Consider the following 13,399-nt stretch of genomic DNA (forward strand, 5'->3'; position numbering starts at 1 on the left):
TTCATCTGCGGTAAAAAACACAAAAAAATCTAACAATAACCCATAACCAATAACTATTTAACAACCTTAACCCGATCGCCATCCTTCAGATAACCAGCTCCAGCAATAACCACCCGATCGCCCGCCTTCAAACCCTTTTTAACCTCCACCTTAGCAGCAGTCAAATCCCCTACAGCACCCCCGGAAATTTCCCCAACTTCCACTGGTTGAGCCTGTACCTTGTCCTCGCCGACAAGTTTGTAAACAATAGAACTGCCGTCAGATTGCGGCAAAATAGCTTTAGCGGGGACTTTCAAACCTTGAGCCGTTGCCGTCGAAAGGGATGCGCGCAAAAACATTCCCGATCGCAAAAACGCGCTTGCCGGCAAATCAATCTTCACCGTAGCTTGCCGATTTTGCGGGTCAACTAGCGGCGAAATATCTCGCACAGTTCCTGACAACTTAATCCGCTTGTCAGAGTCAGAAGTAATCTGCACCGCTGTTCCCGGTCGCACTTGCGCAACCTGAGTTTCCGGCACTTTCAATTGTAGTTCCAGCTTGTTTCCCCGAATAATTGAAAAGAGTTTTTGACTCCCCGAAGAAACATCCCCAACTCGACCAATTCTTTCAGCCACAGTGCCGCTATCCGGTGCTCGCACTATAGTTTGTTCTAGTTGAGTTTGTAACTGTTGGACTCGCGCATCATTGCTGCGGACAGTTGCTGCGTTATTTCCGACATTTGCTCTGGCACTGCTGACACTCGCTCCGGCCGTATTCACTTTAGCGCGAGCGCTGCTGAGGGCCGCTCTAGCCGTACTGATATTAGCTTCAGCAGTAGCTACTTTAGCAATAGCCGATCGCACTTCTTCCGCTGCTTTATTCTGTTCTTCCAAAGCTGTATTCAAGTCAGCTTTAGTTTTGTTCAAGTCTTGAACTGCCGTGTCTCGCTCCGTCTTGCGCTTTTCTAAATCTTGCTGACTAATTACTCCCTGAGTAGCCAAATTTTGGCTGCGGTTTACTTCTCTTTGAGCTTGAGCTAATTTAGCCTGGGCGGAAGCAATTCCCGCTCTAGCTTGAGTGACACCGGCTTTAGCTTGCTCCACACCGGCCCTGGCCTGGCCGACGCCTGTTTGGGCTTGCGCTGCGTCAGCGATGGCTTTTTCAACGCCAGCTTGAGCTTGAGCGACGCCGGCTTGGGCTTCTTGTTGGGCTGACTGAGCTTGCTGTACCTGAGCTTCGGCTTGTTCTACCGTAGAATTAGCCGATTGTACTCCAGCAAGCGCTTCGGCAATTTGCGATCGCAGCACCGAATCGTCCAAAACCGCCATCGTCTGACCTTTTTCTACCGCATCTCCCTCCGCCACCAAAACCTGCTTGATTTGCAAACCGTTAGCCTGCGGCAGCACCGGCAGCAAGTCGTAGGCCACCACGGTGCCCGTCGCTTCCAGAGTTTCACCCACCTCGGCAGATTCCACAGGCGCCACTGTCACAGTCTGAGCCGTCGCCTGCTGATTTGCCGGTGGAATTGGAACTGCGGGACGCGCGCTCTGCTTGCCCCCACCAGTCAACTCTACTGCTAGCAGCGTTGCAGCCACGCCAATGCCTGCGCCCGCCAACATGGTAGGCCACCTGAGTCCTTTGCTGGGCGAGGCTTCTGGCTCTTCTGGTTCCAAAACTTCAGATTCTTCCCCCTCCATTTCTGGAGGTTCTAGGGCAACTTCTCGTTCATCTTCCTCAGGAGAAAATTGCCAGCGAGAGCGGTCTGAGAGTCCACTTTCAGGTATGTCCACTGCTGAGTTGTTGTCGCGTCCGCTCTGCACGGGGGGAATGGGTTTCTTTTCTTCCGCTTCTGAAAAAACTTGATTGGTCACGGTAATTCCTCTCGCCGCTATTAGCCTGTGGTTTTTTTATTGTAAAGAAAGATTGCGGTTTTTATATCTGATTCATTTTAACGAAGGGCCTGAGCAGTTGCGCGTCCTCCTTTTGGGTGAGTGTAGCGCCATTTCACCTTACAATGGCGAATTGAGCCTTTGTACGATCGACATTTAATTCGATCTGGCTCCCGGGCATACTGAATATTAGGGTGATTTTGCAGCGTGGGGTCGATCGGGCTGGCATTGTCTGTCCCGGAGCGGTTTTGCCATCACCTAACGGATCGATGCTGAGAGAATTCAGTCTAATCTTGAACTGATTATTGCTAATCTATACTCTAATGTGTTTATTGTAGAATACGGCACATCGGCTAAAAAAGTTGTGCCAGTTTATTTAAAAAAAATCAAAATGAATAGTCTCTTTTCTCCCCTCCAACAGTTTCTAATTACTTGGCTGCTAGTGCTAGTGACGGGATGGTTTACCCTGACTGCTGTCAGTTATGTTGGGGAACTCGTCAGCATTTTAGTAACAGCGGGACTCATTGCATTTTTATTAAATTATGCAGTAAAAAGACTGCAAGTATTTTTGCCTCGGGGAGTAGCTGCGGGGCTGGTTTATTTAACTGCGGGTGTGATAGTAGTAGTAATCGGTTTAACTATTGTGCCGCCGGTGTTCAGCCAAGCTAGGCAGTTGGGGGTGAGGTTCCCGGAATTGCTGGAGTCGGGGCGGCTGCAGCTAGGTGAATTTCAAGCCTGGAGTGCCGAGCGCAATTTACCGTTTGACGTGCAAATATTGGAGCAGCAACTGTCAGCTAGAGTCCAGGGACAAGTACAGGCGATCGCCGGTACGGGTTTAGGCTTAGTTGTAGGTACTTTTAACTGGTTTTTGGACTTAATTTTTATTGTGGTGATTTCCTTTTATATGCTCCTAGACGGGAAAAGAGTGTGGCAGGGTTTGACCAGCATTTTTTCCCCAGACATTCGCTATGTTTTAACAGAGACTTTGGAGCGAAACCTCCAGCGATTTGTGTCGGGACAGTTATTGCTGGGACTATTTATGGCAATCTCGCTAACTCTGGCTTTTTGGTGGCTGCAAGTTCCGTTTTTTCTCTTGTTTGCCGTCTTTATAGGATTGACAGAAATAATTCCGTTCATCGGAGCAACGCTGGGGATTGGCACTGTTAGTATAATTGTAGCGTTTATTGATTGGTGGCTGGCGCTGCAAGTCTTGGTAGTGGCGATCGGTCTCCAGCAAATCAAGGATAATTTAGTAGCGCCCCGAATCATGGGCAATCTCACCGGATTGAGCCCGGTAATTATTTTCACAGCTTTGCTGTTAGGAGGTAGAGTGGGAGGGTTGTTAGGAGTTATCCTGGCAATTCCGCTAACAGGGGTAGTAAAAAGTATAGTAGAAATTGTACTCAATCCCAAATTGCCACCGCAAACAGGCTCGTTTTTCTACAATCCTTTTAGCGGCGAGGAATTGGGTAAAATATCCGAAGATGAAAGTAGAATCATTTTGGTTTCAGATGAACAAAAATAGTCTAATTTTTGTAGTAAGTATTTCAGTCATGAAAACTTGTCTAAGCCAGAAATTAACTTTTGGCTGCTGAGTCCATTAAGAAAAGGCTAAAGTCTTTACTAAGAACTTTAAGCACTTTAGTCTTTATTACTAACCCACTTAAAATCTCAAACCTAAAAACTTATGAATTGGTGGCAAAATCTTAGAAAAAATCCTCTAGCTCGGTTGGGAGCAGTGCTGCTGTTAATTTTTTATACAGTCGCACTTTTTGCCGAATTTGTGGCACCTTACGACCCCTACGACTCTCAATTAAACGGTTCATTGCTGCCGCCGACCCAGATTTATTTAAGCACCAAAGACGGGCGATTTATCGGGCCCCACGTTTATCCGACTACTCAGGGCCCGGTGGATGCGAATACGGGCGATCGCGAGGTAATTGTAGACTGGCAAAAACCCTCTGCTTTAGGTTTATTTGTCAAAGGTTCTCCCTATAAGTTTTTAGGAGTTTTGCCATTAGACAGGCACTTGTTTGGTACTACAGGAGAAGGCCAAATTAACATTTTAGGAACGGACGAACAAGCTCGCGATCAATTCAGTCGCTTAGTACAGGGCAGCAGAATTAGCCTCTGCATCGGTTTAGTAGGAATAGCAATTTCATTTCCCTTGGGATTGTTAATCGGAGGAATCTCGGGTTATTTCGGCAGTTGGATTGACAGTATTTTAATGCGCTTCGCCGAAGTATTGATGACGATTCCCGGTCTTTATTTATTAGTAGCGCTAGCAGCAGTGCTGCCCCCGGGATTGACAAGCGCTCAGCGATTTATATTGATTGTGCTGATTACTTCATTTATTAGTTGGGCGAGTTTAGCGCGGGTAATTCGCGGCCAGGTACTGTCAATTAAACAGCTAGAATTCGTGCAAGCGGCGCGGGCAATGGGCGCTAATCCAATTTATATTATTGTCCGCCACGTGTTGCCACAAACGGCAACTTACGTAATTATTTCTGCCACTTTGTCGGTTCCTGGTTTTATTGTGGCGGAGTCGGTTTTGAGTTTAATTGGGTTGGGAATTCAACAGCCAGATCCTTCTTGGGGAAATTTGCTATCCCTGTCTACCAATGCTTCCATTTTAGTGTTGCAGCCTTGGTTGGTTTGGCCTCCGGCGATACTGATTATTTTGACTGTTTTGGCGTTTAATTTATTGGGGGATGGGTTGCGGGATGCTCTCGATCCGAGAAGCATTCAAAGGTAATTGCAACTTAGTAATTTATCGTTCCCAGGCACAGCCGGGGCAGCAGTGACGCACCCTACTTTTAATTGTTAACAGGTAAGCGGATCGTAAAAGTAGAACCAACACCCTCCTGACTTGTTACTGAAATATTACCGCCCATCATTAGGCAAAAACGCTGGCTGATTGCTAATCCCAAACCGGTGCCGCCGTACTTGCGGGTGGTGGAAGCGTCTGCTTGGGTAAAGGGTTGGAAAATATGCTGCAACTGATCCGGATTCATCCCAATTCCTGTATCTGTACAATTAAAAACTAAAAATTCTTTACTGGCAATGGAAGATAGAGAATTTACCGCAGGTTCAGAAGTGTTTTCTTGTCTGGCTTCGCTGCTGTCGCCCGCGATTTTTTCTCGGGTGGCGGTGAGGGTAATTGTACCGTTTTGAGTGAATTTGGCGGCATTGCTCAGCAAATTTAATAAAATCTGCTGCACTTTGGTAATGTCACCGTGCATAGTGCCGATATTCGTAATTTTATCCAAGTTTAGAGTGTTGCCGTTTTTCTCAATTAGCGGCGCGGCGGTAGATGCAACTTCTTCAATCAAGGCGGCGATGTCGAAGGTTTCTAAGTAAAGATCCATGCGGCCGGCTTCGATTTTAGAAATGTCGAGAATGTCGTTAATTAGTGACAGCAAGTGTCTGCCGGAAGTGCGGATTTTGTCTAAATCTGGGGTGAGTTCATTGTAGCCCAATTCTTCGGTTTCTTCTTGGAGCATTTCGCTGTAGCCGATGATGGCATTCAGAGGTGTTCGCAGTTCGTGGCTCATGTTTGCCAAAAATGCGCTTTTTGCGGTGGAAGCGGCTTCGGCTGCTTCTGCGGCGAGTTGCAAGGCGGATTCAAAGACTTTTCGATCGCTAATATCCTCGACGCTGCCTTCATAGTAGAGTACCTCGCCGTCGGCGTCGCACACTGCACGCGCGCTTTCGGAAATCCAAATTATGCTGCCGTCAACGCGGTAAACTTCTGACTCAAACCCCGAAATTTCTCCGAATTCTTCCATCACCTGCATAAACTTGTCGCGCCGCTGAGGATCGACGTAAGCTTGCTGTCTGATATTTGTAAGGTTTGATATCAATTCTTCGGGAGTGGCGTAGCCGTAGATGCGGGCTAAAGCTGGATTTACACTCAAGAAGTGGCCTTCGGGGGTTCTTTGAAAAATGCCTTCGACGGCATTTTCAAAGATACTGCGGTATTTTTGTTCTGCTTGACGCAGAGCGATTTGTGTGCGCTCGCGCTCGCTAGCTTCTATGGCTAGGGACACTAAATCTGCCAGAGAAGCTGCAAAATTTTGTTCTTCTAATGTCCAGTTGCGATGAGTTCCCACTTGTTCGATAGAGATAACTCCGACTGTTTGTCCGCCAAGTCGAATCGGCGCACCTAGGATTGATTTGATGCCGGTGAGTCCAAAGTAAGATGCCACAAATTCTCTGGTTCTAATATCTGAGAAAGCATCGTCGGCTGCGATCGTCCGGTGTTCTTCCAAAGCTTTAAAATAAGCTGGATAGTCTGCTGCTGCGAGTTCTGCCCCTGCTTCATGCTGTTCGCTGCTGCGGTGAAATTGGTCGAGACATTGCAATTTCGAGCGAGTCTCATCATACAGCCACGCGCCGACTTTTTCTGTCTGTAGGGTATGAGCTGCTGCTTCGGTGATTTGCCTCAAAGCTACTTGCAAATCGCCTCGATACAGCGCTTTATTTCTTGCCAATTCTACCAAAACCGTATTTTGTGTGAGCAATTGTTTTTGCCTTTGGCGCCGCCCGGATTCCGCTCGCTTCTGTTCGGTAATGTCGCGGGCTACAAAAATGACGGATTCTTCTGAAAGTGGCGAAATGCTGGCGGCAAAACAAACTTCGCGGTCGTCAATAGTTAAATCGTACTCGATGCTGACAGTTTGCTTAGTATCTAAAGCTGCTCGGATGTGGTTGAGAAAATTGTCGGCTGTAGCTTGCGGAAACACCTCTCCGACTTTTTTGCCAACTAATTCTTCGGCTGGTTTGTAGAGTAGGGAAAGATTGGTGGGCGCAATTTTTAAATAGCGACCGCTGGCGTCCAAAACTAGAATTAATTCGTTCATGGCTGCAAACAAAGCCCGCAATTCTGCTTCGGCGGCTTCGAGTTCTGCCGTCCGCTCTGCTACTCGCTGTTCTAAACTAGAGTTGGTTTGTTCTAGGGCAACAAAAGACGATCGCAATTGTCGGGCCATTTCATTAAAAGACTGAGCTAGGAGGCCGAGTTCTTTGACGCCTTGGACTTCGACTTCGCCGTTTAATTCTGCGGAGGTGAAGTCGGATGACTCAGACATTTTTCTTAAAGCTTTGGAAGCTTCCAGCAATCGGGTAATCGGTTTGACAACCCAGCGAGTGGTAAAAATTCCGAGTCCGATCGCCAGTACGAAGGCAAAAAAGCACAATAAGATAGTTGTGCGAGTGTTGGCGTTAATTTGCCCCATGAAGTCTGCTTCTGGGATAGCGACTACAATCAGCCAATCAAGACCGCGGCCGTCTTGCAGGGGAGCAACTGTAATGAATTGACGTTTGCCGTCAATATCGAAGGTAAACTGTCCTTGGCTGTCAATTTGTTCAAAATTGCCAAATCGTTTTTGCAAGTATGTAGAGGCCGATCGAATTAGCAAATTTTTGCTCTGTGTCGCTAACAGCCGTTTTTGTCCGTCTTGGCCAGTGACAAAGGGCAGTTCGTCTGTGGAACTGGCGACTATTTCTCCGCTGCGTTCGATCGCAAAAACTTGTCCCGACGGGCTAATTTTGATGCTTTTGAGAAAATCACTGATTTGAGAAAGAGTTAGGTCAATTGCCAGTACCCCCTGCAGGCTACCCGTTTGGCTGTAGATGGGCCTCACCGGCGTAATCCCCAGAACTGGCGGGGCTGCGAAAACGTAGATAGGAGACCAAGTGGCTTTTCCTGACTGTTTGGCAGCTTTGTACCACGGTCTAGTACGGGGGTCATAAGCGACGGTTTTGATTAGCTCAGTGCGATTTCCTTGGCTGTCGAGGCGATAAATTTGGCGGTTTGGAGCGGTTGATTCGTCTCTGATGTATACTAAGCTTTCTGCTTCTCGCTTGAGCAAGAGGAATTTGCCCTGTTCGTCGCCGTAGTAGATGGTTGTAGTTCGATCGCTCAGCTTGGTCTGGTTCCACAAATAGCGCTCTAAATTGGAGAAGTCTTCCGGGTCTAAGTTTCCAGAGGCGATCGCAGCAGTATTCATTTGCAGGAATAAATGAGACACATCCCCAAAACTGCGGAAATTTTCTTTCGTCCTCGCTGCAACTTCCAAACTTAACCTAGTAGCAAGGTCATTGACGGCTTTCTGGCCGTTGCGAAACGACAGCCATCCAGTCACGCCGACTGCTACGGAGATTTGCACCACCAGCGGTATCAACAAAACTAGGCTCAGTGACATCTTGGGCGAGCTTTTCATCAGATAACTGCTCAGATTTTTCAATAACATCAATATTCTGACACCTACCGAGTTTGCGTATCGTTTGTCGTTTAAAAGATGCCCTTGATATAAGTTACAAAGTTGTACAGCAAGAGTGAAGTGCGGTGACCGGCCGCTCAAAACTTGGCGGAGGTTTCCACCGCTACTGTAAAAACTTGTAATATTAATGATGGCACTACTTGCCTGAATGTGGCGATCGCTCTGCGGACTCGCGGTCAAAACGTCACACCCAGTAAAAGAAGCAACTTTAGGCCCGTGCTCCACACCCTGGTTGTCATCAGTCCTTCCCAATTATTTAATTCTTTAATCTAAAATTGTTCATTTAAAATGGGATCGCTTTCTCCGGGTACGGAGGGTCTCCTTTACGGCTGCTTAATAAAAATTAGATTTAAATTTTTTCTACTGTGGCAGGACAAATGTAAATTATTTGACAATCGGGTATTAAATAATTTGCTATTAATAAGATAAGCGGCCTACATTCCGATCGACTGACTACAAAGAGGATAATTGAAGCATCTGCATTTCATCAAGGGCAGCAAAGTAAAGCGTTTTTGGCTTTTTTGGACGATCGATCTTTTGGCAAAATAATACTTCTGGAGGATGACATGAACTATACATTTGAAATCCTGGGCGTATCTCCAACTTTAACATTTTTTAACCAGCAGCAGGAATTGCTGCAACAACAGCAGCCGTCGGGTGTAGAATACTTGGCAAACCGGAAGTGTACTCTCGATGCGTTTGTGGCATCCGTGGAGACAGTTTCTCCCGATCGCGGCTGGGATGTCGATCGAGTTGTAGACACCGTGATTAGTTTCTGGATGAACAACTCGGATAGCATCCAGTATTGGAAGCACAGGCTGCAGGATGCAGGCAGCGAAAACTTGTTAGTAGCGAGAGTAGGCGATATCAAGTCTTTGCAAGCTGCATTTGAATCGCTGCTGGGCGAATAGGAAAATCGGGAAATGCGAAAAAGTCGATCGGCTTTTTCGCAAAAATCAACTTAACTGTCTATTCGCAATTCTCAATTCCCCTGATTCGCGGCACGGAAGTCGCAGATATAAAATATCTGTTTCTTTCTTTCAGCTTCTACCTTCCATCTGCCTGATGCCTTCCACATCTGGCTAATGATTAATGATTTCGCAATTGGCAATTCCCAAATATTATGTCTCGTTCCAAAGCCCTGCAATCTTATATTTTTCTCCGCTTGCTTCTCGCACCGCTAATGTTGTGGACAATCACCACAGCAGTATTTTTGTTGCTGCGGGCCACTCCGGGCGACCCCATAGATGCCATTCTCGGCTCGCGAGCTCCGGCAGCCACCAAAGCAGCAATGCGAACCCAACTCGGCCTCGACGCACCCCTGTGGGAGCAATATTTTAAGTACATGAAAGACTTATTCAGTCTGGACTTGGGAACCTCTATCACCACTCGCGGACAAACCGTGTGGCAAATTATCGGAGACTATTTCCCCGCTACAGTGGAATTAGCAGTTTGTAGCATGGCCATAGCTTTAATTGTCGGCATCAGTATCGGTTCCCTGGCAGCATCCCGCCCCAACACTATTTTCGATGCTGTCGGCCGTTTGTTTGGCATTATCACTTACTCGCTGCCCGCTTTTTGGGCCGGCATGGTTTTGCAGTTGATTTTCGCGGTGCAGTTGGGCTGGTTTCCCTTGGGAACTCGCTTTCCCGTGACATTCCCAGCCCCCCAAGGCTACACAGGACTGTACACGATTGACAGTCTCCTGAGCGCTAACCCCGGTCAGTTTCTCACATCTTTGCATTATTTGGCACTTCCGAGTTTGACGTTGGGGATTCTTTTGAGCGGCATTTTCGAGCGCATTGTCAGAGTGAATCTCAAGCAAACTTTGCAAGCAGATTATGTCGAAGCAGCTAGAGCTAGAGGCATTCCCGAATTGCAGATTTTATGGGCTCACGCTCTGAAAAATGCGCTAATTCCGGTGATTACTGTCTTAGGATTGACTTTTGCTGCACTGTTAGGCGGTGCTATTTTAACAGAGGTTACTTTTTCTTGGCCGGGGTTGGCAAATCGCCTTTACGAAGCGATTAGCTTGCGGGATTATCCAACTGTTCAAGGTATTGTGGTGTTTTTTGCAGCAATTGTTGTAATTGCCAGCATTGTAATTGATATTTTGAATGCTTACGTTGACCCGCGAATTCGGTACTAAAAAAAGTTAGTTGTTATGATATGATGTCCGGTAAATTACCCGTAATCAACAGGGTAATTTACCGGACATCATACACCATACTGGCTATTGCTTACTTGCTCTGCCAAACTATTAGTTTAAGTAGTTGAAAATTAACATATTTCTGAATAATAAAAACGGCTAAAATAAACTAAAACCAGACCATAAATCTTTGCTATATAAGAATTTGTGCCATTATTTTTAGATAAATTAGCACAGTAAGTAAGGAAGAGCCAGTATGGTGTACAGCGCGCGCCTTACAACTACAGATGGTGTCCAAATAGATTCCTTGCGTCCAAGACTGTATCCGTTGTACCGCAGAATTCAAAACATCTGTGGCTTGACAACGTAAAATTTGTGTATTATAGTGTAATTTATTGTAGTTTATTAATTCTTACTGCCATGAAGCTAACTGCTGGTTGCTAACCCATCCCGATCGATTTCCAACGCTCTGTGCTTTAAAAACTACGAAAGCCAAAGATTTGAATTGGGTAGCGACCTCTCGATCGTACTGCGATCGAGCGTCCAGCACTACGAGGACGGCTCAGCAAACCAAGATGGAGCAGAAATATGCAAAAGAAAGCAATACTCAACGCAGCTAATTTGACCTGCGAAGTCGCACCCACACGGACTTTGTTCGCAGATATCACTGTTGCGATTCATGAAGGCTCGCGCATTGGCTTAGTCGGCCGCAACGGCAGCGGTAAATCGACCTTGCTCAAGCTACTTGCCGGACAACTAATCCCGCAGAGTGGCACAGTCGCGAGGACAGGTAGTGTTTACTATCTGCCTCAAGTCAGTACCCTGAATCTGTCTGCATCGAATGAATTGGTACTGGACTGGATCGCTTCTCATTCGGATGAATGGTGGACGGTGACGACGTTGCTAGAGGAGAAGTTTCCCTCGGAAGTCTCGCTATCTCAGCCTCTGAGCACAGTGAGCGGCGGAGAACTGACGAAACTTTGGTTGGCGATCGCTCTATCGAAGCAGCCTGATATTCTGTTGTTAGATGAGCCAACAAATCATTTAGACCTGTTAACCCTGGAACAGTTGCAGACAGCACTGCAAGAATTTTCTGGTGCTTTCGTTATTGTCTCGCACAAGCCGTTTTTTCTCGATCGCACCGTCGATACGATTTGGGAATTAACGCCAGCGGAGTTAAAGATTTACGGTGGCAACTACTCCTTCTATCGATCGCAAAAAGAAACCGAACATCAAGCCGCATTACGCGCCCACGAAGTAGCGCGAAAAGAACTAAAGCGAGTGAAAACATCAGCAGCTCACGAACAACAACGAGCCGCCCAATCTCGCCAACAAGGTCGCAAACGTGCCGACAGCATTCCGAAAATTCTCGCTGGTGCGTTGAAGCGACAAGCTGAAGTAACGGCAGGAATAGCTAAGAAAAAACATGAACTAGCCGTAGAACAAGCAACTAATCAAGTTACCGCAACCAAAATCAGAACGACGAAAACAACCAGGGTTAAATTAGAAGAATGCAGTCACAAACATAAAAATTTAATCGATATCCAAGGTGCTGATTTGAGATTAGGAGCGCGCCGATTAATCAAAAACATTCAGCTTCATGTATCGTCAGAATCGCGCATTGCTATTGCTGGAAAGAACGGCTCAGGAAAATCCTGTTTAGCTCAAGCCATTCTAGGAATGGAGCGAACTCCAGCAATTTTAGAATCCGGTGAAATTGCCATAAAATCTGCCATAAAAGGGGTATATCTCGATCAAAGCTATGAAATGGTCGATCGCTCTCGGACAGTCCTCGAAAATATGCAAATGGCCAACCCAAACTTAGACTATCAATTGCTGCGACAGCAATTAGGAAATTTTCTATTTTTTAATGATGAGGTGAACAAGCCTGCATCTGCCTTAAGCGGCGGTGAGTTAGCGAGATTAGGGCTGGCTGCGATCGGCATTTCTCAAATTGATTGGCTCATTTTAGATGAACCAACAAATAATTTGGATTTGGAAACAGTGAATCAGATTGTTGATGGAGTCAATGAGTTTCAGAGCGCCCTCTGGGTCATTTCCCACGACCTCGACTTTCTCAGCCGCATTGGAATCACACAAGCCTACCAACTCCACAACGGCCAACTTCAGCCGCTGATCCATCAACCGCATGAGTTGGAACGTTATCATCAGGAATTACTTGAGATGCAAATGTCTTAATTCAGAAGCTCAGTGGCGCAGTCTACATCAGCAGGAGTAGCAAAAGCTCCTATTTTGGGAAGAAGACAATTTCTAGTTTCTGGGCAATACTGGATCAAACACAGTTCAATATTTGAGGAAACGCTGATGAGATTATTGCGAACAATCGCCGCTCTATCGGCGGCATTGACCCCACTGATGGCTGAAGCTGCCTTTAGCCGTCCCATGCCGGGAACAGCCGATTTTCCCAGAGCCTCAAACCCCCAAGTAAATGTGCCGGTTTGCTTCCTCGAAACTCCAGGCGGCACAACTTTTGATTTAGTAAGCTTGTGCGGCAGCAATGCAGCTCCCCAAAACACTGCTCCGGTTGCGGGCAACCCCGCCAATGCTCCTGCAAATAACCCCAATGGGGGCACTCCGGCTGCTGCCCCGAACCCCAACCCCATCACCAGAGATGCTGTCGGCACCCCGATAACTACTCCAACAGGCACGCCAAATCCCAACAATCAGAATAATCAGAATCCGGGAACTTCGCCCAATACCGATCAGAATAATCAGAATCCGGGAACTTCGCCCGCAGGTACTCCCAATAATGCCAATCCGGGAAGTTCGCCCTATACCAATCCCAATAATCTCAATCCGGGAAGTTCGCCCTATACCACTCCCAATAATGCCAATCCGGGAACTTCGCCGAGTACCACTCCGAATAATACCAATCCGGGAACTTCGCCGAATACCAATCAGAATAATCTCAATCCGGGAAGTTCGCCCTATACCACTCCGAATAATGCCAATCCGGGAACTTCGCCGAATACCACCAATCAGAATAATCTCAATCCGGGAACTTCGCCGAATACCACTCCCAGCAACAATTTGTCTCCGAATAATGGAACAGGCAACGGCACGGGCACTCTTTGAAC

The 13,399-nt window shown here is 46.9% G+C and carries 8 protein-coding genes; 6 read left to right on the forward strand and 2 right to left on the reverse strand.

The window, feature by feature from the left end; all coding sequences use genetic code 11:
• Positions 1-53 precede the first annotated feature (53 nt).
• Complete coding sequence (locus tag QUA54_RS08585) at positions 54-1,850, reverse strand: efflux RND transporter periplasmic adaptor subunit (RefSeq protein WP_333414169.1); 1,797 nt, start codon at positions 1,848-1,850, stop codon at positions 54-56.
• Positions 1,851-2,259: 409 nt separating this feature from the next.
• On the opposite strand from QUA54_RS08585, the gene QUA54_RS08590 reads away from it, so the two are divergent.
• Both QUA54_RS08590 and QUA54_RS08595 read left to right on the forward strand, forming a co-directional pair.
• Positions 2,260-3,393, forward strand: coding sequence for an AI-2E family transporter (locus QUA54_RS08590; protein ID WP_172186842.1), 1,134 nt, complete (start codon positions 2,260-2,262; stop codon positions 3,391-3,393).
• Between the two features lie 162 nt (positions 3,394-3,555).
• Complete coding sequence (locus QUA54_RS08595; RefSeq protein ID WP_333300100.1) at positions 3,556-4,623, forward strand: ABC transporter permease; 1,068 nt, start codon at positions 3,556-3,558, stop codon at positions 4,621-4,623.
• Between the two features lie 61 nt (positions 4,624-4,684).
• On the opposite strand, the gene QUA54_RS08600 is transcribed toward QUA54_RS08595, so the two are convergent.
• Positions 4,685-8,404, reverse strand: coding sequence for a PAS domain S-box protein (locus QUA54_RS08600; RefSeq protein WP_445301539.1), 3,720 nt, complete (start codon positions 8,402-8,404; stop codon positions 4,685-4,687).
• A 314-nt stretch (positions 8,405-8,718) separates the two neighbouring features.
• Between QUA54_RS08600 and QUA54_RS08605 the strand changes: the two genes are divergently transcribed.
• From QUA54_RS08605 to QUA54_RS08620, 4 genes are all read left to right on the forward strand, one after another.
• On the forward strand, positions 8,719-9,063 hold the full coding sequence (locus QUA54_RS08605; protein WP_172186840.1) for a hypothetical protein: 345 nt from the start codon (positions 8,719-8,721) through the stop codon (positions 9,061-9,063).
• Between the two features lie 212 nt (positions 9,064-9,275).
• Positions 9,276-10,301, forward strand: a complete 1,026-nt coding sequence (locus QUA54_RS08610; RefSeq protein ID WP_333185281.1) for an ABC transporter permease — start codon at positions 9,276-9,278, stop codon at positions 10,299-10,301.
• Positions 10,302-10,889: 588 nt separating this feature from the next.
• On the forward strand, positions 10,890-12,500 hold the full coding sequence (abc-f, locus tag QUA54_RS08615; RefSeq protein WP_333414170.1) for a ribosomal protection-like ABC-F family protein: 1,611 nt from the start codon (positions 10,890-10,892) through the stop codon (positions 12,498-12,500).
• Between the two features lie 126 nt (positions 12,501-12,626).
• Positions 12,627-13,397: a hypothetical protein gene (locus QUA54_RS08620; protein ID WP_333414171.1), complete on the forward strand. Its 771-nt coding sequence runs from the start codon at positions 12,627-12,629 to the stop codon at positions 13,395-13,397.
• Positions 13,398-13,399: the final 2 nt, after the last annotated feature.

This window comes from Microcoleus sp. MOSTC5, assembly GCF_036701825.1.
Taxonomy (GTDB): Bacteria; Cyanobacteriota; Cyanobacteriia; order Cyanobacteriales; family Microcoleaceae; genus Microcoleus; species Microcoleus asticus.

What these genes read in the sequence shown, in the direction of transcription:
- QUA54_RS08590 (WP_172186842.1), top strand. Translation starts at nt 2,260, where the DNA reads ATGAATAGTCTCTTTTCTCCCCTCCAACAGTTTCTAATTACTTGGCTG.
- QUA54_RS08595 (WP_333300100.1), top strand. Translation starts at nt 3,556, where the DNA reads ATGAATTGGTGGCAAAATCTTAGAAAAAATCCTCTAGCTCGGTTGGGA.
- QUA54_RS08605 (WP_172186840.1), top strand. Translation starts at nt 8,719, where the DNA reads ATGAACTATACATTTGAAATCCTGGGCGTATCTCCAACTTTAACATTT.
- QUA54_RS08610 (WP_333185281.1), top strand. Translation starts at nt 9,276, where the DNA reads ATGTCTCGTTCCAAAGCCCTGCAATCTTATATTTTTCTCCGCTTGCTT.
- abc-f (WP_333414170.1), top strand. Translation starts at nt 10,890, where the DNA reads ATGCAAAAGAAAGCAATACTCAACGCAGCTAATTTGACCTGCGAAGTC.
- QUA54_RS08620 (WP_333414171.1), top strand. Translation starts at nt 12,627, where the DNA reads ATGAGATTATTGCGAACAATCGCCGCTCTATCGGCGGCATTGACCCCA.